The sequence below is a fragment of the Methylophaga sp. SB9B genome, from assembly GCF_004832235.1.
GTDB classification, from domain to species: domain Bacteria; phylum Pseudomonadota; class Gammaproteobacteria; order Nitrosococcales; family Methylophagaceae; genus Methylophaga; species Methylophaga muralis.
The window spans coordinates 243,399-266,022 of the sequence record NZ_SSXS01000003.1 but is presented as its reverse complement, the minus strand read 5'-3'; the positions used below and the strand labels follow the sequence as shown (position 1 = coordinate 266,022).

The 22,624-nt window shown below is 44.2% G+C and carries 19 protein-coding genes; 11 read left to right on the top strand and 8 right to left on the bottom strand.

Annotated features, from left to right (window positions below; all coding sequences use genetic code 11):
• Positions 1–175 precede the first annotated feature (175 nt).
• A complete protein-coding gene (locus E8Q33_RS05260; RefSeq protein WP_136553324.1) occupies positions 176–1,585 on the top strand; it encodes a TonB-dependent receptor in 1,410 nt (469 codons plus the stop codon).
• Between the two features lie 144 nt (positions 1,586–1,729).
• Here the strand turns inward: E8Q33_RS05260 and E8Q33_RS05255 are convergent, their stop codons facing one another.
• Entirely contained in the window at positions 1,730–2,326 is a 597-nt protein-coding gene (locus tag E8Q33_RS05255) for a TetR/AcrR family transcriptional regulator (protein WP_069297003.1), read from the bottom strand.
• Positions 2,327–2,556: 230 nt separating this feature from the next.
• On the opposite strand from E8Q33_RS05255, the gene E8Q33_RS05250 reads away from it, so the two are divergent.
• The 8 genes from E8Q33_RS05250 (at position 2,557) to E8Q33_RS05220 (ending at position 13,570) form a co-directional block, all read left to right on the top strand.
• Complete coding sequence (locus tag E8Q33_RS05250; RefSeq protein ID WP_136553322.1) at positions 2,557–3,801, top strand: efflux RND transporter periplasmic adaptor subunit; 1,245 nt, start codon at positions 2,557–2,559, stop codon at positions 3,799–3,801.
• 10 nt (positions 3,802–3,811) lie between these two features.
• A complete protein-coding gene (locus E8Q33_RS05245; protein WP_136553320.1) occupies positions 3,812–6,991 on the top strand; it encodes an efflux RND transporter permease subunit in 3,180 nt (1,059 codons plus the stop codon).
• Positions 6,984–8,369, top strand: a complete 1,386-nt coding sequence (locus tag E8Q33_RS05240) for an efflux transporter outer membrane subunit (protein ID WP_136553318.1) — start codon at positions 6,984–6,986, stop codon at positions 8,367–8,369. Before E8Q33_RS05245 ends, E8Q33_RS05240 begins: the two co-directional genes overlap by 8 nt.
• A 276-nt stretch (positions 8,370–8,645) precedes the next feature.
• Entirely contained in the window at positions 8,646–9,089 is a 444-nt protein-coding gene (locus E8Q33_RS05235) for a hypothetical protein (protein WP_136553316.1), read from the top strand.
• A 125-nt stretch (positions 9,090–9,214) separates the two neighbouring features.
• Positions 9,215–9,844: a hypothetical protein gene (locus E8Q33_RS05230; protein WP_136553314.1), complete on the top strand. Its 630-nt coding sequence runs from the start codon at positions 9,215–9,217 to the stop codon at positions 9,842–9,844.
• A 172-nt stretch (positions 9,845–10,016) separates the two neighbouring features.
• A complete protein-coding gene (locus E8Q33_RS05225; protein ID WP_069297007.1) occupies positions 10,017–10,985 on the top strand; it encodes a sensor domain-containing diguanylate cyclase in 969 nt (322 codons plus the stop codon).
• A 495-nt stretch (positions 10,986–11,480) separates the two neighbouring features.
• Positions 11,481–11,792, top strand: a complete 312-nt coding sequence (locus tag E8Q33_RS15940; RefSeq protein ID WP_247869940.1) for a hypothetical protein — start codon at positions 11,481–11,483, stop codon at positions 11,790–11,792.
• A 41-nt stretch (positions 11,793–11,833) separates the two neighbouring features.
• Positions 11,834–13,570 carry an EAL domain-containing protein gene (locus tag E8Q33_RS05220; protein WP_247869939.1) on the top strand — a complete coding sequence of 579 codons (1,737 nt, stop codon included), beginning with the start codon at positions 11,834–11,836 and terminating at the stop codon, positions 13,568–13,570.
• 52 nt (positions 13,571–13,622) lie between these two features.
• Here E8Q33_RS05220 and E8Q33_RS05215 read toward each other — a convergent pair whose 3' ends face one another.
• Complete coding sequence (locus E8Q33_RS05215; RefSeq protein ID WP_136553312.1) at positions 13,623–14,615, bottom strand: catalase family peroxidase; 993 nt, start codon at positions 14,613–14,615, stop codon at positions 13,623–13,625.
• A 303-nt stretch (positions 14,616–14,918) separates the two neighbouring features.
• Here E8Q33_RS05215 and E8Q33_RS05210 point away from each other — a divergent pair, with 303 nt between their 5' ends.
• Complete coding sequence (locus E8Q33_RS05210) at positions 14,919–15,662, top strand: dienelactone hydrolase family protein (protein ID WP_136553310.1); 744 nt, start codon at positions 14,919–14,921, stop codon at positions 15,660–15,662.
• A 139-nt stretch (positions 15,663–15,801) separates the two neighbouring features.
• On the top strand, positions 15,802–16,137 hold the full coding sequence (locus E8Q33_RS05205) for a hypothetical protein (RefSeq protein WP_069296511.1): 336 nt from the start codon (positions 15,802–15,804) through the stop codon (positions 16,135–16,137).
• Between the two features lie 146 nt (positions 16,138–16,283).
• On the opposite strand, the gene E8Q33_RS05200 is transcribed toward E8Q33_RS05205, so the two are convergent.
• Genes E8Q33_RS05200 through E8Q33_RS05180 form a run of 6 tightly spaced genes read right to left on the bottom strand, consistent with a single transcriptional unit; the run spans position 16,284 to position 22,623 of the window.
• Entirely contained in the window at positions 16,284–17,180 is an 897-nt protein-coding gene (locus E8Q33_RS05200) for a hypothetical protein (protein ID WP_247869938.1), read from the bottom strand.
• Entirely contained in the window at positions 17,177–18,247 is a 1,071-nt protein-coding gene (locus E8Q33_RS05195) for a vWA domain-containing protein (protein ID WP_136553308.1), read from the bottom strand. Before E8Q33_RS05195 ends, E8Q33_RS05200 begins: the two co-directional genes overlap by 4 nt.
• 6 nt (positions 18,248–18,253) lie before the next feature.
• Positions 18,254–19,042 carry a MotA/TolQ/ExbB proton channel family protein gene (locus tag E8Q33_RS05190; RefSeq protein WP_136553306.1) on the bottom strand — a complete coding sequence of 263 codons (789 nt, stop codon included), beginning with the start codon at positions 19,040–19,042 and terminating at the stop codon, positions 18,254–18,256.
• A gap of 2 nt (positions 19,043–19,044) precedes the next feature.
• Positions 19,045–19,188: a hypothetical protein gene (locus E8Q33_RS15445; RefSeq protein WP_168800145.1), complete on the bottom strand. Its 144-nt coding sequence runs from the start codon at positions 19,186–19,188 to the stop codon at positions 19,045–19,047.
• Entirely contained in the window at positions 19,188–21,194 is a 2,007-nt protein-coding gene (locus E8Q33_RS05185) for a PEGA domain-containing protein (protein WP_136553304.1), read from the bottom strand. Before E8Q33_RS05185 ends, E8Q33_RS15445 begins: the two co-directional genes overlap by 1 nt.
• A complete protein-coding gene (locus E8Q33_RS05180) occupies positions 21,181–22,623 on the bottom strand; it encodes a hypothetical protein (RefSeq protein WP_136553302.1) in 1,443 nt (480 codons plus the stop codon). The genes E8Q33_RS05185 and E8Q33_RS05180 overlap by 14 nt, the downstream gene beginning before the upstream one ends.
• Position 22,624: the final 1 nt, after the last annotated feature.

Sequence of the window (22,624 nt, the reverse complement as noted above, 5' to 3'; positions counted from 1 at the left end):
ACTGATGATTAATATTCTTAGGTTGAATAAAGAAATATCAGCTCGACTAAATAGAAATTCTCTCAACCCGCATTTGAGTTCAAGCTCAAAGACGTTACAATCGAAACACATCAACTTTGCTGTTGTCAGACTCCCCAGCGCAGCAGTAACACACCCAAACAAACTAAGAGTGATTATGGAAAATAAAATCTTATCGACTGGCGCCAAGGCGCTTGAAGTAAACCTTGATGCCCTTCGTTATGGATCTTTTGCTGAAATTGGTGCCGGTCAGGAAGTTGTTCGCTGGTTCTTTCGGGTAGGAGGTGCGGCGGGCACGATTGCCAAAAGTATCTCGGCTTATGATATGAAAGTCAGCGATGATATTTATGGCAAAGCCGCCCGCTATGTTTCCCGTGAGCGTCTGGAAGACATGCTGGACCATGAATATAACTTAATCGTGGAATGTTTAAGCGAACAGCGTGGCGATAACACTGCTTTTTTTGCCTTTGCCAATACCGTGTCGGCACGTAATTATCATGGTACTAATGAATGCCATGGCTGGTTAGGCATTCGTTTTCAGACCGAACCTCACGCAGCGCATAGCGAAATCATTATTCACGTGCGAATGCTCGATCATGAAAATGCACTGCAACAAGAAGCTCTGGGCATTCTCGGGGTGAATCTGGTTCATGGTGCATTTCACCTGAGCCATAATCCGGACCTGTTAGTAAAATCATTGCTGGATAATCTGACCACAGATCGAATTGAAGTCGATATGGTGGACTTACATGGTGATGCTTTCTTGCATGTTGATAACCGTGTTATCAGTTTGAGACTGGTACAACTGGGCTTAAGTAATGCTGCGATGTTTTCAGCGGATGGTCGGGTGCTACAACCCTCAGAGCATCTGCGTAAGAAGAATGTATTAGTCGAAAGAGGCCGTTTCCGCCCTGTCACCCACGTCAATATTGATATGTTGAATGCAGCCAGAAAACAGTTTGAAGCCGAAGATGACTCGGCTCCGGATGAGACGATCTCCATTATGGAAATCACCATGCATAATCTGCTTGATGGCAATGACAGTATTGATCTGGAAGATTTTATCAGTCGTGCTGATGTGTTGGAGGCAACAGGTCATACGGTGATGATTTCGGACTATCCAGAGTATTATCGGTTAGCCACTTATCTGTCCCGTTACACCAATCGTCGTATCGGGATCACCATGGGGGCTCACAGTTTGATAGAGCTGTTTCACGATCGCTACTACACCACGTTGCATGGCGGTATTTTGGAAGGCTTTGGCCGGTTATTTAAAAATAACGTCAAACTATATATCTATCCTTATAAAGACGCGGAAACCAACACGTTATTTAAGGTAGACAATCTCAACGTCGATGCTAAACAAAAATATCTCTACGAATATCTGAAAGAAGGTGAACATATCCAACAGATTGAAGCATTTAACGAAGAATATCTGCACATCTTTTCACCGGATGTATTGAAAATGATCACCAGTAACGAACCAGGTTGGGAAAACTTAGTCCCCGAAGTCGTGGCTGAGAAAATCAAAACGCAGCAATTGTTTGGTTATAAGCCCGCCGAATAATTGGTGATACCGTAGCCATGGTAGGTTGGGCTGAGGCCGAAGCCCAACAATTCTGGTGTTTCACGTGTTGGGCTTCAAACATTCAGCCCAACTTACATTTAATTCTTTCTATTGATCAAAATCATGTTGAAGCGATGTATTGGCTTATGCAGTGTTCGACTTTAACAAACCCGAAGCCAACGTCAAAAATGCATCAACCGCTTTGATTGATGCAGCATGGGGATCCTCTGCATTAGCAATCCATAAAGATGCGCCAAACAAAGCACCATTAATCAGTCGTGCCATTGCCAGTGAGTCAACTTCTCGCAAAACACCCTCTTCCATCAGCTTTTCAATACTGAGCTGAGTATTACGAATACAACAGTTTTTACGTGGCCACTGCGAAGGATCACCTAATACAGCAGGACCATCTAAAAGTGTGATGCGCTGAATTTCCGGTTCACATGCCATATTGAGATAAGCGATTGAGCCATTAATAAACGCATCCCATGTGGTTGGGCCTTGCGACTTTATCGCTGAAAGTCGTGTGGTCATTTCCTCTTCTATCTGTTGAATGACAGCTTTCAGTAAGCCTTTTTTACCACCGAAATGATGATACAGCGCGCCGCGTGTTAATCCGGCTTCTGCCGTAAGATCATCCATACAACTTTCCGCGAATCCATGTTGAGCGAACGATTCTCTCGCAGATTTAATGAGCTTAGCCTGGGTTTCGGCAATCATATCTTCACGTCTTTGCGCCATTTTTTTCTCCAATTCTTTTACATACGTAATGCATGTGAGTTGACATACAATGCGTATGCGAAATAATATACATCACATACGTCGCGTATGAGAAAGTAATTCCGCACTAAATTTAAGGCAATTATACATACGTTACGTACGCCATCTGACATACGAATCGTATGTAAGTTGCAGAATCATAAATTTACTAAAAAGCCGTTTCCAACCAGAAACTCAAGGAGAACCACATAATGAACACAGGAAACACCTTAAGATTATTTTTGCTGGGGAGTATTGCAGCAATGGTCTTGTCCGCATGTGGTAATCCAGAAGCGGCGAATCAAGCAGAAGCACCGCCCGCACCTGAAGTCAGTGTGGCACAGGTCGTAAGTGAGCGAATAACCGAATGGGATGAATTTACTGGTCGTTTACAAGCACCGGAAACAGTCAATCTGGTGCCACGAGTATCCGGTTATATCGAACAAGTACATTTCACTGAAGGTGCTTTGGTGAATAAGGGCGATTTATTAGTGCAAATTGATCCACAGCCTTTTGCGGCTGAAGTCGCCAGACTCAAAGCCGAACTACAAAGCGCACAGAGCGCGTTAGCACTGGCTGAAAACGAATACATCCGAGCAGAAAAGCTGAGTGTTGCACGCGCGATTTCTGAGGAGCTGCTTGATACCCGTTTAGCCCGTAAACAGCAAACCGCTGCAAACGTTGCCTCTGTGAAAGCGGCTCTGCATCGTGCTGAATTGGATCTAAGTTACACCCGCATCACCGCGCCTATCAGTGGTCGGGTGTCTTATGCACAGATAACAGCGGGTAACTATGTCAATGCAGGTGAAAGCCAGTTAACCAGCTTGGTATCGACCGAAAAAATGTACGCTTATTTTGATGTCGATGAGCAAAGTTACCTGAAATATCTTCGCCTGAGCGAGGACGGTAAACGAGCAGATACCCGTGATGCCACAGCAAATCCTGTTTATATGGCGCTGGCCGACGACAGCAATTACCAACACACGGGGAATATTGATTTTGTCGACAATAGTGTGAATCAGCAAACCGGCACTATCCGCATCCGTGCCAGTTTTGCCAACAGCGACAACAAGCTTTTACCAGGCTTATTTGCTCGTATCAAACTGGTTGGTAGCGACTCGTATCAGGGCATTCTGATTGATGAAAAAGCTATCGGCACCGATCTGAATAACAAGTATGTGTTGGTGGTAAATGCTGAAAATCAGTTGGAGTATCGCGCGGTTAAGCTTGGTGAAAAGGTCAACGGGCTGCGTATTGTGCGTGAAGGTTTAACTGCAACAGACAAAATTGTCGTTAACGGCTTGCAGCGTGTGATGCCGAATATTCAGATAGCACCCAAACTGGTGAATATGGCAACCGATGATCAATTAGCCGGTTTACGTAAAAATCAACAACTGCTGGATAAAACCAGCACCGCACTGACTGCAGAAACAGTTAATGCGGCAGACAAAGGTTAAGGATAACGTCATGTTCTCGCAATTTTTTATTAAACGCCCCATTTTTGCGGCCGTTATTTCACTGTTCTTTTTAATTACCGGTGCTATCGCAGTCTGGCAATTGCCGATCACTGAATATCCTGAAGTGGTTCCCCCTACTGTCGTCGTAACAGCCAATTACCCTGGTGCCAACCCTAAAGTGATTGCTGAAACAGTGGCTTCACCATTGGAGCAAGAAATTAACGGTGTGGAAGAGATGCTTTATATGTCATCTCAATCCACCTCAGATGGCCGCATGACACTCACTGTGACATTTGCCATTGGGACCGATGTTGATTTAGCCCAAACGCAAGTGCAGGCACGAGTCGATCGGGCAATGCCCCGGTTGCCACAGGAAGTACAACGCTTAGGTGTTGTCACCGAGAAATCATCGCCTGATTTAACCATGGTGGTGCATTTAAGCTCGCCGGATGATCGCTACGACATGCTCTATCTGTCTAACTACGCGCTTTTAAATGTTAAAGACGAGTTGGCACGTGTTAATGGTGTGGGTAATGTAGAGCTGTTCGGTGCTGGTGATTACAGTATGCGGATCTGGCTGGATCCCAATAAAGTGGCGGCTCTTGGTTTATCCCCAGCGCAAATTACTGCGGCAATCCGTGAGCAAAACCAACAGGCGGCAGCGGGTAGTTTAGGTGCTCAGCCCAGTGGTGAGGCTGAGTTTCAGCTGCTGATTAACGTGAAAGGTCGTTTATCCACCGAGGAAGAGTTTGGCAATATTATTATCAAGGTCGGTGACAATGGTGAGGTCAGTTACTTAAAAGATGTTGCCCGTATTGAACTGGGCGCCTCAACTTATGCACTGCGATCTCTATTAAATAATAAAGACGCCGTTGCTATCCCTATTTTTCAGGCCTCTGGTTCAAACGCAATTCAAATCTCTGACGATGTACGCGCCAAAATGGCAGAGCTATCGAAAAGCTTTCCAGATGGTTTAGCCTACGACATCGTTTATGACCCCACGGTGTTTGTTCGTGGTTCTATTGAGGCGGTAATAAAAACGCTGCTTGAAGCATTGGTGTTAGTAGTACTGGTGGTTGTACTATTTTTACAAACCTGGCGTGCATCCATTATTCCTCTGGTGGCAGTACCTGTCTCGTTGATCGGTACGTTTGCCTTTATGCATCTGCTCGGCTTTTCGCTTAATGCCCTATCCTTATTTGGTTTGGTATTAGCCATCGGTATCGTCGTCGATGATGCCATCGTGGTGGTGGAAAACGTAGAACGGAATATTCGAGAAGGTTTAACGCCAATTGCCGCTACACAAAAAGCCATGACAGAAGTCACCGGGCCTATTGTTGCTACTACCTTGGTTTTGGCAGCGGTGTTTATTCCTACCGCCTTTATGTCAGGCTTAACCGGGCAGTTTTATAAGCAGTTTGCCTTAACCATTACGATTTCTACCTTTATCTCGGCGATTAACTCGTTAACCCTTAGCCCTGCCCTGTCGGCGCTATTGTTAAAAGCACCTGGCGAGAAAAAAGATCTGTTAACACGTGCCATGGACAAACTCTTAGGAGGTTGGTTATTTGGTCCGTTTAATCGCTTCTTTGCTCGTCTATCCAAAGGCTATGGCTGGTTAGTGAAAAAGGTGATCCGCTTTGGGGCGCTGGTTGGCATTATGTATGTTGCACTGCTGGGATTAACAGGAATGCAGTTCGCCACTACCCCATCCGGATATGTACCAGGCCAGGATAAACAATACCTTGTGGCGTTTGCACAATTGCCAGATGCTGCGTCGTTAGAGCGTACTGATGCGGTGATTAAAGAAATGTCGAGTATTGCACTTGAACAACCTGGCGTAATCAGTTCCGTTGCTTTCCCCGGACTGAATATTAACGGTTTTACCAACAGTCCCAACTCCGGCATCGTCTTTACGACCTTAAGCGATTTCAATGAGCGTAACGATCCATCAATGTCGGCCGATGCGATAGCTGCAGCGTTGAACCAGAAATTTGCCGGTATTGAAGATGCCTTTATTGCCATATTCCCTCCTCCACCTGTACAGGGGCTTGGCACTATTGGCGGATTCAGGTTGCAAATACAGGATCGCGCCAGTCACGGTTACGAAGAGCTATACAACGTGACTATGCAGGTAATGCAAAAAGCCTGGGCCACACCTGAGCTGACAGGTATCTTCTCCAGCTATCAGGTTAATGTGCCGCAACTGGATCTGGATATCGATCGCACTAAAGCCAAACAGCAAAATGTGTCGCTGGATGAGATATTTCAAACGCTGCAGGCTTATATGGGCTCGGTGTATGTCAATGATTTCAACCAGTTTGGCCGTACCTATCAGGTGAATATGCAGGCTGACGAGCAATTCCGTCAGAGTGCGTCACAAATCAGCCAGTTAAAAGTACGTAATGCCAGCGGCGAGATGGTTCCACTGGGTTCTTTTATCAATGTTACTGATACAGCGGGTCCTGACAGAGTCATGCATTACAACGGCTTTACTACCGCTGAAATTAATGGTGGCCCAGCACCGGGTTATAGCACCGGTGAAGCTCAGGCAGCGATTGAGAAAATACTGGCAGAAACGTTACCCAATGGGATGACCTATGAATGGACTGAGCTGACTTACCAGCAAATTCTGGCCGGTAACGCCGGAGTATTTATCTATCCTTTGGTGATTATGCTGGTATTTATGGTATTGGCAGCACAGTACGAAAGCTTAAGCCTACCGCTGGCCATTATCCTGATCATTCCGATGACATTATTGTCAGCACTGAGCGGCGTTTTAATCTATGGCGGGGATAACAATATCCTCACTCAGATAGGGCTAATAGTCCTGGTCGGGCTCGCCACCAAAAATGCCATCTTGATCGTCGAGTTCGCCAAAGAACTGCAGGACCATGGCATGAGTGCGATGGAAGCCATTTTGGAAGCAGGACGCCTGCGTTTACGGCCGATTTTGATGACCTCTATCGCCTTTATTATGGGCGTAGTACCCATGGTGTTTTCAACTGGGGCCGGTGCCGAAATGCGTCAGGCCATGGGTGTGGCGGTGTTCTCCGGCATGATTGGTGTCACCTTCTTTGGCTTAATCTTAACGCCATTGTTTTATTACATGCTGGCCAAACGTGGCGAGAAAAAAGCGCTGCCATCGTCAACTGCAATAACCGATAAGGCGGAGACTAACCATGCGTAACACACACAAACTTACGTCTATTGCAGTACTGGTGATGTCATTAAGCGCTTGCGCTGTAGGGCCTGAATATCAGGCCCCTGCAAAAGTGGCCGATATCAACGTTAGCAGCCCGTATCAACAGGCAGAACTGACACAAAGCTGGTGGCAAGCCTTTGATGATGAATCGCTGAATCGGCTGATTCAACTGGCCTTGAACGAAAACCGAACATTGGCTCAAGCTAGAGCCAATGTCGACAGGGCTTATGCTGTGTTTCAAGATGCTGATAATGACATTCTGCCAAAAGGCACATTGGACGCGGGCTATCAAGCCAGTGAAAACGCTGTGCTGCAGCCAACAACTAATGACAGTGTGATTATCCGAGGCTATAGCACCGGTGCCAATTTAAGTTGGGATTTGGACTTGTTTGGTAAATTACGCCGTGCCAGTGAAGCGGCTGAGGCCCAGGCTCAACAGGCTGATATTTTATGGCACGACGCTCAGGTACAGTTAATTAGCCAGGTGGCAACCAGTTACGGTGAATACCGTGGTGCCCAATTGCGTTTGGTCGTGGCAGAACAAAACTTACAAAATCTGCAGCAAAGCCGTGCCATTGTTATGGCCAGGTTGGAGGCCGGTATGGCTTCCGAACTGGAGCTGGCACAAATAGATGTGCAAATGCATCAAGTGAATGCTGCGATACCTGCATATCGTGTTGCACTGTTAACCGCAGATGCTACTTTGTCAGCTTTATTAGCACAGCGGCCCGGTCAGCTAGAACTCGATAATGTTCCCCGTTTACCGCAGTTAAAAAAACCCGTAGCCGTTGTTGAAGGTGAAAACTACCTGCGTTATCGCGCTGATGTGGCAAGCAGCGAGCGATTATTGGCTGCCCGAACTGCAGAGATTGGTGTGGCTACTGCCGATTTATACCCGAATGTCTCAATAAGCGGTTTTCTAGGCTTTTTATCTGGCCCTGGTTTATCACTTGGTAGTGATACTAAAAGCTGGTCGGTTGCCCCCAGTTTAAGTTGGCAGGCCGCTGATTTAGGATCAGTGAAAGCACGTATCCGTCAGGCTGAAGCTAGTTCTCAAATGGCGCTAGCTGAGTTTGAACAGCAAGTGTTTAACGCTATTAATGAAATGCAATTGGCTCTCAATAGTTACAACTTGAGTCGTGAGCAGCAGTTAAGTACTGAATTGCAGTGGCAGGCCAGTAACAAAGCGGTAGCTATTTCCCGTGAGCGCTATAACGCCGGCACTGGCGAATTCCTCGATCTTCTCGACTCCGAGCGCGAACTGCTACGTAGCCGCGATCAACTGGCTCAACTGCAGCAGCAAAGCTTTATCCGCTTAGTTGAGATTTACCGCAGTTTTGGTGGCGGAATACAGTTGATTTAGTGCTCGTTGTTACGTGAAACAGCCGGACCATGGTCCGGCTTTTTTATATCTTTTATTCCGAGAGTTATTTCTCCAGCAATTTGTATATAACTGAACGTTAATTATTGGACAGTTGTTTCTGCTGATATGGCAATTGATTGCCATATCGACGGCAAAAATTACCTGTTGTGAAAACTAATTCTGCTGCACTCATTACTATTGTTAGCATTCTGCTCATGGAACATGTTTTGCTTTATATCAGGCTGTCTCTCTTAAAACATAGGAATGGATTCAACCATGATCATTAATAATGTAGTCAATCAGCAAAACCTCAGCCAAAGCAGCCAAAAGCTGAACAGTAATATGTATAACGACCCAGTATCTTTCGCCGATATCATGCACGCTCAAACTGAACAAGCTAAGCAAACCCATGCGATTGATTCTAAAGACCGTGATCAAGCTGATTTTACAAACATGACTCGGCAAGAGATGTTTGATTGGATGAATAGCCAAATTCGCAGTGGAAAAATGACTTTGGATGAAAGCTCCCCTTTACTACTCATGACAATGAAAATATCAGTGGAAACCGGACAAAGCGTTGATATGGCAACGGACTCAACCCGTATCAACTTTATTGAACGAGCTCGTTCAGGAATTGATGGCGCGCTGTCACTCAACGATCAGGAATTGGCTGATCGATTACAAACGGTTTTAGAAATCATGCAGAAAAACCAGAGTTAGCCAAATAAGTTTGTCATGGAGTAAACCTGCCGTTGATGCAATATCAACGGCTTGATTTTGCGTCTCTCCATTTTAAAGGTATCCTCACCACAATATTGATCGAACTACGTAGGAAATCCATCTCTATGAAACACCTTGTCTGGCTGATGGCTTTTATCTTCCCTCTTATACTTTCTGGCTGTGGTTACGATGAATTTGAGGGCAGATTTATCAGTTCGGATGGTAGCGTGAGTTATGAGTTCCAGACGGATGGGACGCTGAAAATCATTCAGGGAGAAGATCTCACAACGGCTGATTATCAGTATAAAAGCAATGAGCAAATTATTAAGCTCAGTTCAGATCAGGATTTACCTACGGATACGCTCACAGTTGCAGGTGAGAATCATCTTCAAAGTGATGAACTTATACTGACTCGCGGTATTGATTACGCAATGTTGACTGACACAACCTGGATTGGAAATCAGGGCCAATACACATTTGCGTTAACATTTACCATGACCGAACAAGGTCTGGAAACTGTTTCTGAGCTAGTGTCTTATTACGATGAAAATATGATGTATCTGTCACAGACAGATGACAGTATTACTCGCTTAGAAGGGAATAAACTGTTGCTTGATCAAACTCAATACATCGTTTCAGACGTGACACGGGAAAGTTTCAAAATCTCAATCGGTGATAACAGTATGGTGCTTGAAAGACAGCCAAAAGGCACTGAAATAACGATTCGTGATGGGTATCAATTGATCGAAGACTAATCATGATGCTGATTGCGCTAATCAGCTCGTTGTCACTACATTTGTTTAATCGCTTAAAAATAACAGATTTAATTTTAATTCTGGGAAGTTGTTGTTATTTGTATTGCATGAACCTCATTAATAAAGACATAAATGTTCGCAATGTACACAGAGTACCTGTTGGAGAGAATTCATGATTTCGCCATTACTACCCGAAGACGAAAAACAAAGAATGGAAAAGCTAAGAGCGCTTAAAATTCTAGACTCGGCTCCGGAAGAAAGATTTGACCGACTTACACGCATGGCAAAACGCATGTTTGGCGTGGATATTTCTGTATTAAGTTTAATTGATGATGGTCGTCAGTGGTTTAAATCAAAAGCATCCGAAAATGAACTTCCTGATGAAACGCCAAGGGAAATCTCGTTTTGTGGACACGCCATTTTAGGCAATGATGTGTTTGTCGTCGAAGACACCTTTGAGGATCATCGTTTTAAAGATAATCCCTTGGTCACTGAAAATCCCAATATCCGTTTTTATGCCGGTTATCCGTTAAAAGTTGGTAATGGTAGCGCCCTTGGCACACTCTGCATTATTGATGATCAACCCAGAGAATTTGATCCTGAAGATTTGCAATTATTGAGAGACCTTGGGGTTATGGCCGAACAGGAAATTGCAGCATTGCAATTAGCAACCCTGGATGATCTAACCTTAATCTCCAATCGCCGTGGTTTTAAAGACTTGGCAAAACACAGTTTAAGTGTCTGCAAACGCAAGGCGTTACCCGTATCCATCCTGCTGTTTGATTTAAATAAATTTAAGCCTATTAACGATAAATTTGGTCACGCTGAAGGTGATAGAGCTCTCATCGTATTTGCCAATACGCTGCGAAAAGTTTTTCGTGAATCTGATGTTTTCGGCCGTTTAGGTGGAGATGAATTTGCAGTATTAATGATGGATGTTGATGCTGAAAATACTGAAAAAGTAATTGAACGATTCAAAGCAGAAATTACGGCCTACAATGAAGAAGCTGCACGTGGCTATGATATTGAATACAGCGTTGGATATACCAATACCTTAGTAGAAGAGCATATTGATATTAATGATCTTTTAGCCGCCTCTGATAAGAAAATGTACGCAGAAAAAGACAATAAGGTGCGTTGAAAATCACAAAAAGCTACCTCTGAATTCTCTATCTGTAACTCATAACATATAAAAATGGACTTTGGTCAAACCTTCAAGTGTTGTCATTTTAGTTTCTGATCTGATTGTGTTGGTATTTTGCTTTGGTTATTAATTCACCTTCGTTTAAAGGCTTATCCAGTGATATCGAGTGTTGAACTTAGCTGCAATAGAAACTAAATAGGATTGTTTTTCATCTTTCGTTAAACATATTCCGAAACTTGTAAAAACAATAAATGAGCTTCTCATTACATAGAAAAGGTTAACTCAATCTTAATTTTTGACTTATGTAGAGTATTTTTTTTGAAGCAATCCCCAGTTTTATAAAAATAACGCCCGATAAATGAGCAATGCCAAACAATTTCCTGCAAAATCACTGACTGTTGGGCTTTACGAAAATTTACAGTTGACGGGCATTTACAGACCATTCATCTGACGCATTATTAGAAGTAACAAGTTGGTTTAAAGGAGCCAAGATTGAAGCAAAGACTGTATTTATGGATGATAGCGACAAGAAACAGTTTTGTTGCACTTTTGCCCCTCACCTTCCTTAGAGTAATCGCTGAATTAATTATTAATTTACCTTGGCCAGCTTATCAACAAGCTATGGATCAGTGGTTTGGCGCAGAATGGCGTGAACCACTACAACAAATGATCAATACGGCATTTAACTTTTTTGGGCTGTTCTTGGCTGCCGTGGTAGCAGCCCAATTGATTTATCGACTTCCCAGGCCAACAAAACAACGTGAAATCGCTCCACCTTTAATGGTGCTATCAGTGCCATCATAAATTTCCTGATTGTTACTACCGCATTGCCTAACCTATCCCCTATGGAATTTAGTGTCGGCGCTATTTTCTTGGGCATTGTTATTGGTTTAGTCTCAGCCGAGCTGATGATTTTTGCTGTAAAACGCCCTTATCTTGATTTACTTAACCTGCCGGTTGATTCTGATACAACGTTTTATCATGCGATGCGTTTAACCCCTTCAGTCATTCTTAGCGGTATTCTCTTTTTCGCTGTCGGTATGTTGCTGGCAACTACTCCACCTTTTCCTAATATTACTCAGCTAATTATCGACTGGGTATTAGCTGACGGAAATGGAAACTGGATATTAAGCTCATTTTTTATCGTTGCGAATCAGTTGTTTTGGTTTTTCGGTCTGCATGGTGGAATTGTTCTGTTGGGAACAGCAGATGGAGCTTTATTAGCTTCGACAACCAGCGCTGGATTTGATACCAATCTCATGTTCAGGACATTATTCGATAATTTTGTGACTATCGGTGGCTCTGGATCGACGCTTGGTTTGTTAATTGCTATTTTTATTGTTACTCGTCAAGGTGCCCAGAACAAAATTGCCAAAGTGTCTGTTGTGCCCTCTATCTTCAATATTAATGACATCCTGATCTACGGGCTGCCGATTGTCTTAAATCCCTTTTATCTAATCCCGTTTATTCTCGTCCCATTCATTTTGATGTTGATTACGCTGGCCGCAGTACATTTTGGAGTAATTCATATTTTGGATTCTGTGCAAGTGAGCTGGACAACTCCGGCTTTGTTTTCCGGCTGGATGTTGACAGAATCCTGGCGTGGTGTGGCGTTTCAAATGCTATTAATTGCTATCAGCACAATATGTTATTTGCCGTTTGTGAAAAGAGCCGAAAGAAGCCGTCAACAACAAACTAAAGCAGCATTTCAACAGGCATCGGACCTGATAATCAAGGAGGGGCATAACAGACAAAGGATTGTTACCAGACAGGATAAGGTTGGCATGATCGCCCGAGATCTGGTGGTTGATTTGCAGCTTGCGATACAACAGAACGCGCTGTCATTGGTTTATCAACCTAAACATGATCGTCAAGGTCATATCATTGGTGTTGAGGCCCTGCTCCGCTGGACTCATCCGCGATATGGCATGATCTCACCGATTGTAATTGTGACAGTGGCAGAAGACAGTGAACTGATAAATAGCCTGGGTAGATGGGTCATCAAACAGGCCTGTGCCTGCAAAGCCCGGTGGAATACGTCTGGTTATAAGGCATTAACTATCGCTGTAAATATTTCACCGATTCAGCTGACAGACAAAGATTTACCGTTTTATTTGACGAAATATATTAATGAATATGGTATTATCGCTGACGAAATAGAGCTTGAAATCACCGAGTCATCTGAGATTCCCGATACAAATTTGACCGATATTATTCTGCAACAGCTTGTCGATACCGGTGTGAATCTGGCAATGGATGATTTTGGAATGGGCTACTCGTCGTTGTTATATATGCGCAGGTTTCCGGTAGATGCAATCAAAATTGATGGTTCCATTACTCGTGATGTCCTGCTCAATGACACCAATGCTGATATCATCAGAACAATATGTTCATTGGGCCAGGCACAAAAAGTACATGTGGTAGCCGAATATGTTGAAACAAAAGAGCAACTTGAAGCATTATCCGAAATGGGCTGTGATATTTTCCAAGGTTATTTTTACAGCCCGCCAATAGCAGAATCTGATTGTTTGAATTATTTCAAATTACACAATGGCTTGGTTCAGGGAAAACTTTCGATTTAGCAATAAAAAAGCTTGAGTTAACTTTAACTCAAGCCTTTTTTATAAGCTTTTTTTAGGGATTTAATCTTCTGCCAAAACTAATCGCATAACTCACTGGACGAGCTAAAAGAATGGGATCGTTGGTTGGGCTAATGCCTTCTGGAAGAGCCAAAGGATTAAACATATTGGCTTTTTCGTAACTTGCAGCGTCCTTCATCATCTCAGTCAGCGTCAATGTTCCTAGCTCAACTATCTTCCTGTCTGCTGGCCACACAACAGTAGGATCCGTAATTGCATCACCTTCTTCGGCAATTTGCACGGCAATAATAAACTTGGCTTCACCATCATCCTTTAATCTTACTGGCAACTCATCTAACAAATAATTGTTGGCAGCTTGTTCTCTTTCTTCATCTGAAAGATATTCAGGGCCGTTTAATGGCGTAATCAGATAACGTCCATAAACTGTTTTCCCCTGTTCATTTTCAAATTCAAATGCATTAATGCCATGGAATTTTTCAGTGGCATAACTCATTGGAGCTGGTTTGGCTAATTGCACATAGCTTAGTGTCTCAGGATGTTGCTCCAGAAAGGCTTCTATAGGTGTCGGTTTCGTTTGTGCATTGGCAGAATCTTTAATCGCTGTTAATAATTCCAGAAAATCTTCCGGATTCTTCACAGGGAATCGTTCTACCGAAATCACCACAATATCGGTGTATTCCTCTTCAGGTAGCATAAACCTTATTGCCATTCCCTTTGGAAAACCATCCGGGCTTGAATCGGCAATATCGGGTACACCACTCGCATTTGAAAATCGAACCACTACGTCTGTTTTAGGAAAATTAAAATGCGGTGCATAGGTAATATCAGAGGCTTCTTTCGATGCTTCAAAATAACCTGAAGCCATAAGACCTTTAGCATGATTTGAACGAATGCCGGCATGGGGCCCGCCGGCAAGTTCGGAAAGTGTATTGACCAATTTTTCGGTAACCGGTAATTCATCGGCGGTGAGTGAAGAAGAAATAATAATGGTTATAAACAAACCCATATTCTGAATAATTTTTTTCATAAGACTTTCCTTGTGGAAAATTGAATAATAAATTCTTTGCCCTTTACTATGTCTTTGTAGAAATATTAAATTCGTAAAGTTTTATAAGAAATCTAGTTTTTCACTTAAATTTCAATAGATTGAAAAAACTTATAGAAATTAACTCCCGAATAATAAACTACTTTTCATAATCAAATGATCTGAAAACGGCAAGGTTATCGATATAAATTTCAATATTGGGAGTCTGTTAATCTGGGCTCTAGAAATCCATTACTCGTTGTACAATAGCCGTTTTATTTTCTATTCAACTTCTAGGGAGCTTTCATGAAAATCCAAAGCCATTTTGCCGATCTTGATACACCTACCGGTGTGATGCGTACTTATATTCATCGACCTGTTGGCGAAGGTAGCTACCCTGTCATTTTGTTTTATTCTGAAATTTTCCAGCAGACCGGTCCGATTGAGCGTGCTGCCAGATTAATGGCCAGCCATGGTTTCGCGGTATTAGTCCCTGAGGTGTTTCATGAACTGAATCCTATCGGCACAGTATTGGGCTATGACGATGCCGGTCGTGATAAAGGGAACGCCGATAAAGAAAACAAAGATGTTCAAGGTTATGACACCGACAATGAAGCAATGATCAAATTTGCCAAGCAACAAGCTTGGTGCAATGGTCAATTTGGCGCGATGGGATATTGCATTGGTGGTCATCTGGCTTTCCGTGCAGCCCTGCAACCAGAAGTGAAAGGTACCGCCTGTTTTTACGCCACAGATTTACATATCCAGAAAATCCCAAACAAACCGGGTCAACACAGCATGGAACGTCTGGCTGACATCAAAGGCGAGTTGTTGATGATTTGGGGCAAGCAGGATAACCATGTGCCATCAGAAGGCCGTACGTTGATTTACAGCAAATTGAATGAAACGGACATTCCGTTTACCTGGCATGAGTTCAATGCTGAACATGCATTTATGCGTGATGAAGGTGATGGCGGCCGTTATGATGCACAAACTGCACAAATTGGTTATCAGTTAGCGTTGAATTTGTTTAGCAGAACATTACGTTAATTTATTGCTGTTTCGTCCCCACGCAAGAGCATGGTTACGAAATTCAAAGGCTAAATCTGGCTCCCATGCTATGCGTGGGAGCCTCTTTAAGTGATTCTCACGGTCTCTCAGAAATCACCCAAAACGAACTGTTTATCTAATGCAAAACACCACTAAATCGGTATATACCCTCTTTAACTGGAATATTCTGATCCTGCCAAGCGATGAAGAAATCTTTGTCGGTTTGTGCAATCGACCAGAAACAGTACCACCGTTTGCACCACCTGATGCAGCTGATGACCTACTGCCATTTATTTTGCAAAACAGTAGTGCTATCAAAGAGTTTAATGATAAAACCGGTGTGGGATTTGATAGCGATGGCAGTCGTTATGTATTGCTGGGCAACGCTTCCGACCCGACCGGTATGATTCGTTTTAGTGTCGGGCAAATGATGAAGCCGGATGAGATCCGTTGGAAGTACGAGTTTATTGATTAGGCCATGTGCGTTCCCACGCAGGAGCGTGGGAACGAGTTTACTGTATTTTTAACTTTCTCTGGCTCCCATGGTCCTCCGTGGGAGCCCTTCCCTCTAAGGCGGTAACGCGATATACGTACCATCGTTACGTTTAGTTAATTCTCGCATCAGGATGCTGTATCTGTCGGTGCTATGAATCGATAAAAAACCGACACCATGAATTCTGGCAAGCGTCTTCCATCACTGAGTTGTCTGTTCTGTCTGGTAATCCGGTCAATAACGGCATCATAGGATGAGCCGGTGTAATCATCACCAAATACATAGATTGAAGTGGTGATATTGGGTTTGGCATATTTTCTCAACGCCGTTTCAACACCCTCGACCGGGCTACTGTTGGAAACTACCGACCAGTTTTCAAACATGCGAATTGCACTGTTTCTGGTGGAGGGTGTATCGGGCATCCAACGGCCATCGTAGCCCGAAATCATTGACGTGCCCATATCATTTAAAATCTGAAAACCTTTTACTTCAGGGTGAATATTCAGCACATTGACTACTTCTCGCGAAACCCGCGACCAGATCTGTTTCATACTGCCGGAAGTGTCGATAATAAACACCACATAATCACTATCGACTGGAATGCCGCCGACTTCTTCAGACCGTTTATCTGTCGGTTTGCGTGGCGTAGGCAAGGCGGCTTGTTTTAACCGTGATTCCACCAGACTCATTCCGGAGATACTTTCTTCCAACGCAGCATTTTGCTGTTGCAATGCCTTGAGACGGCTTTCTAATGATGATTCTGCTTGAGCAATGGATTGCTGTTCACTGGATAAGGCATCGAGGGTGGAAAGCTCTTGTTGGATTTGCTGACTGATCTCAGCCACCGAGTTTTCCAGGCCAATCAATGAAGCCAATAAACTGCTGACATCATCGGCACCAGCAATCGACACATCAACATCCGTTTTAGAAATTAATATCAACATGACTACCGCGCCAAAACCACAGGAAATCACGTCCAGAAAAGACAGACTGAAGATATCCAGGCCTTTTTTACGAAATTTCATGGCCAGTTACTCGCCGGACTTATCAATAAACCGCCTGTGGTGGCAGCCCAAACCCAGTATTGATTGACCGCATCAGGATCACCTTCCAGCGGCAGCATAATCACATCAACCTGCATGCCCCGCTTGCCACTTTCATTGATGGTTTGCTGAAACAGTTTAACCCGACATTCACCGGAAATCGTCTGGGCATTACCGGTCAGTGAACTGCAACTGGAAAAAGGATTCAGGCTGCGATATTGCGATTCGCCTTTGGTAGGCAGTCCATCGGTAATGACATATAGATTGGAGGGCGAAAACTGATTAACGGTATTCAAGCCTTTTTGAAGATTGGTGGCACCCTCAGGAACCACACTATTCAAGTCACGCAATATCGACGTTGCCGTTTGTGGTGAGCTGGCTTTTTGCCAGCCTTTTTGATCACCTAAAACCCTGGCATCCTCACTAAAGGCAACCACCACAACTTCACTGTTTTCCGGTACCCGTGCCAGCAACCATTCCACTACATTTTTGGTTCTCAGCCATTTAGCAGCGTTCTGTTTATTCTGCTGCGAACTACTTTTGGTGCGGATAATATCAATCAGTTTTTCATTGGTCATCGAGGCGCTGGTATCCACCAGAATGGCAATTTTCGGGCCTTCAACCTTGAGACCCAGCAGATAATTTTCTTCATTTATTCGCGGTGCTTCGACCAGATCAGCCTGTTGTTTGGGTACTTCGATAGAGGTAATGCTGGATTTAAGTTCTTCTAATGCACTCTCTGAGCGTTGTACCTCTTCACTCTGGCTGGCCAGTGAGGATTGCTTTTCATCCAGTTGTTTTTTTAATGCCTGATAACGGGCATTTTCACTGCTGAGTTGTTGGCGGATCTGTTCCAGAGTTGATCCAGCATCATCTCTGGCCTGCTCCAACTGACTGATGTCCTGTTTGAGATTATCAATTTCAACTGGGGTTTCATCAATTTTCTGCTTGACCAGCATAAACACCAGAATTACCGCGCCGAGGCCACAGGACATGATGTCCAGAAATGCCAGACTGGAACCTTCGGCTTTTTTACGACGGTAGGCCATTAGGTGTTAGCGAATACGTCTCAGCAGGAATTTGTCGCAATAGCTTTGCGTATCAACAATCTGACTGTCCTGCATACGTTGCAACTGATGAAACAAAAACATCAGAAAGATACTGATAAGTAATGCTACCAACGTTGAATTAAAGGCCAGACCCAAACTATCCGTCATGCCTGAGATATCCCCTGCTAGCGCCTTGTCAGCTTGAGAAAGCGCCTGCCCTATACCTCGCACCGTACCGATAAAGCCGATAGAGGGAATGGCCCAGATCAAATAACGAATCATGGTGTTTTCAGAATCTTGCTTGACGGCTAAAGCTTCGAGATTACTTTCAATCGCATCCGACAGGTTTTGCACATTGTTGGTTGAGCTGTAACGCCACAACGATGAACGCAGCGTCTGCACCAAAGGTGATGACATGCAATCCTGCGGGATTTCGGTATCCAATCGATGAATGATGCGGTTTACATCAAGCTCTTTATGGCCTGTGTGAGCAACTTCTTCTTCATCACCGCTTTTTGGATCTTCGATCAAATCGACGCTGTACAGATATTTGGTTTTCAGAATCTCGCGATAAGAGCTGGCAATGAGAAAACAGCCCCACATCATTAATATAAAACAGATTTCCTGCTCGTAATCTTTGATTATAACCACAATATTACGAGGCGAAGACTGTTGCTGTTGCAAGGCTAAATCAATTAATTGGGCGGCCTCAGGCCGGATATAACCGATATACATCATATGCACCACAATGATCGACACGATCAATGCGGCAAAGCTTTTCATCAAGTCACTCATTATTAAATGTCCACCGGGAAGGAAACGGGAGAGTTGAGACTGATCACCGACTTACCGCCGGCCCAGGCGTTATGAATCATCAATGATAGGACCACAACCAGCAGGAGCGAGCCGCCAATCAATAACGCTTTTTTTAAACTCATCATTATTCATTTCCTCCATTCAGAAAACGCCCGACTCTGAAACCAAGCGTATCACGGGCCTGCTCGGCACCGTCTCGGTATGATGCTCTTAATTCACTTAGCGAACCTGAACGCCAGTTTGCACCTTTTACGACTCGCATGCTGAGTGTCGAGCTATCAAGCGTATGTGGATAAACAGTATCCGGTTTGGGTGCCGTTAGTGAATAACTGTCATGCGTCCATTCACTGACATTACCGCCTAAATCATAAAGCCCGGACTTTTCGCGGCTAAAACTTTTCACCGGAGCGATTCCGGCAAAACCATCATAATATCTGGGAACATAAAGGCTGACACTGCCTTTGGCAGCTTCATCGGCGATATTTACCGCCTTGGTTGGAATTACCCGTTCATTACCCCAGACAAACAAAGTCTGCTCAGGCTTACCGGTCTTGCGGGCCAGCCATTCCCACTCGGCTTCCATTAATAATCGGTAACCATCGGCATTGTCATTAATACGATTTAACTGATTGCCCTGCACATCATAAACCGGGGTTAAACCTTCCTGCTCACTTAGCCAGTTAGAGAATTTGACCGCTTCCAGCCAGCTCACATTGGTGACGGGTAATTGAGGATCGCCAGATTTACTGCTGTCAAACTGCTGATATTCTGCATTGGTGACTTCATTTGTGCCGGCATAAAACGGTCGATTGAGCCGGACTTGTTTTATAAACTCGTTGGCACGCTGACCCGGCTCATCTCGCCCTGCTCCCATTTTGATAATGTCATTGGGGGAAAATAAAGCCATGTCACCACCGGCTTTGTTTTTATAGAGCCTGGGGGCTTCAGCCTTTTTGGCTTGAGCTTCAGGAATCAACGTAAAAGACAGTTTCTGCACTTCTGCAGCAGATGGCGTGATGGATTTCGCGACAGTTCGATAACCATTCAGACTCAGCTGAATATCATGAGAAACCGCCTGTAAATCCAATTCGATCGGCGTGTTTCCCATGGGTTTGCCATCCACCGTGACCGTAGCAGATGGTGCCGAGAGCACTTCTACCTTGCCCATTTCAGGTTGTAACGTGATATCGAAGCTGCGTTTTTCATTAGTCGAAAGTGTGAACGTTTCGCTCTGGCTGAAAAATCCGGGTTTGGCATAGGTCAAACGGTGTGATTTACCGGCTTCAACAGAGATAAGTTGTGCGTTTTCAATTCGTAAGCCGTTTAATGTCAGCTGACCACCAGAGGGTTTAAGGTTTAAACGCACTCCCGCCGTTTCCGGCGATAAACGATAATTTCGTTCTAGCTCTGGTTTACTGTTTTTTATCTCAATGGTTTCTTCGGTGGTTTCATATTTTGTCAGTGACACTTTGACAGAATGCAAACCACCTTGCAGCGGCAAGGTCAGTGGTGTTTTACCCACGTCCGCCTCGTCAATGGTCACCATGGCACCACTAGGAAGCGAATTCACCGTTAATTCACCTTGCAAAGGTTGCAATTCAACATCCTGAGCCACCGTCTCACCGCGACTGAGCGATAAATCGATAGTCATGGTTTGATAGTGAGGGTGCTGGACGCTGAGCTGATGTTCTCCTGCGGGCAATTCATATTCCAGTGTGTTTGCCATCGCAATCACTTTATCGTCCATCAACCAAGCGGTTTGATTATCTTCCAGAGAAGTGGAAAGCACGATCTTGGCTGGTAATGGCGTGAGTGTAATGCGCAGAACTTTGCCGGAATCTGCCTGTTCAATGGTTTGGCGATGAGGATAAAAGCCATCTGCTGTGATTTCAATTTCAGTACTGTCGGCAAGTGAATAGACCGAGCCAAACACCACCATTGCCAGCCAGGAGTCCGCATTAATCGATACAGCTGTAGCATCGTCAGGTTTCACCTCAATGCGTGTGCCGCGTGAAGCAAAGATAATCGTTACTATCACCAGAAAAACCAAGGCAAAGGTGGTCAGCAACCACAGATACATTCTGTGCTGGCGTTTTCTGGCAAGCTCCAGCTGCTGGTTAAATTGGCTCATCGCAAACAATTCGTAAACTGTAACTATTCAGATCGTATGGAATCGTGACCTCAACTAGCTTGGATTTGAAGCCTTGGCGTTTGCCTTCAAAGGTATATTGGCCAGGTTTCAACTGAATCACCTTTGAATCAGTCACGCCGACATTGCCAACACCACGCACCAGAATATGGGTTTGATTATCTGAACGCACTTCCACCGGAATTGTTCGGTTAACGGCAGTTAACAAGTTCTCCAGTTCTCGACTTTTAGTAGTGAGCGAAGCACTTTGGTTACGATATTTTGTGGCTTCATTTATTGCAGCTCGGGCCTGATCAGCCAGCTCAGGATTTGATAGTCGGTAAGGTGTCTTGAGGTAGTCATCAATCTTATTTCTCACTGACAAAATAGTATTTGCCATTGCCAATTTGTCTGTTGCCGCTTGGTTATTGGGATTTTCCTTGATAACTTGCTCAAGGTTAGTTTTAACCGCTTGCCAGTCGTCTCTTGATTCGGCTTGTGCTGCATTTGCCAGAGATGTCTGAACCCGCTGATTTTTTTCGTATTGCTGTATCGCTGAATTAACATCACCAATCTCGGAACGATTGGGGTGAATATTTCTTGCCTGACTCAGTGCGGTTTTAGCAGCTTCAATTCGGCCGTTTTCGATTGCAGTGTAGGATTGAGCGATAAGCGATTGAAACCGCTGATTATTAAGTGTGGACTGTAATGTTTGAGCACGTTGTTTTAGGGCTTCTCTTTCCGGTGTCAGTTTTAACAGCTCGTTGATTAACGTCAGTTCGGTTTGCAGATCATTTTCCACTTTCGCAACATTGATTTGTTCAACTAACGACGCAATTTCAGGTAACTGCTCGATTCTATCCGCCAGTTCAGTTGCTTGCTGAGAAGTGGTATCCAACATTAACGCTTTAGAAATTGCCAATTTTGCCGGCTGGTATTGATTGTCATCAAAAGCCTGCTGGGCATCCTGCATGGCCGTTTGAAATTGATCCTGGCTATCGGTGATTGTCGTTTCAGCAAGCTTAATAAGCTCATCTAAGGTGGTGCTTGCTTGAGCATATTTCGCTTCACCAAACTGTTTAATAGCCGCTGTTTCAGTGGTTTTCAAACGTTCGGCAAGAGCATTATCCCATTGCTGCAGATCAATCTTGTTCAGCTCAGGTTTGAGCGTGTTTTCATAATGTGCATAGGCTTCAAGATAGGCTTGGCGCAGCGATGCATCATCTTGTGGACCATCCGATAAGGCTGGGCGTTCAACACTTTCTACTTTCTGCTGTGGCTCGGCTGCGCTGGTTGTTTTAGTGGTTTTTGGCATCGAAGCCCAAACAATTAATAGCACACACAACACACTGAGCAGCAAAATGATAATCAGTGTTTGGAAGAATAGCTTGCGTTTGGCGAGTTTGGCTTCAGCGATTTTCTGCGTGATCATA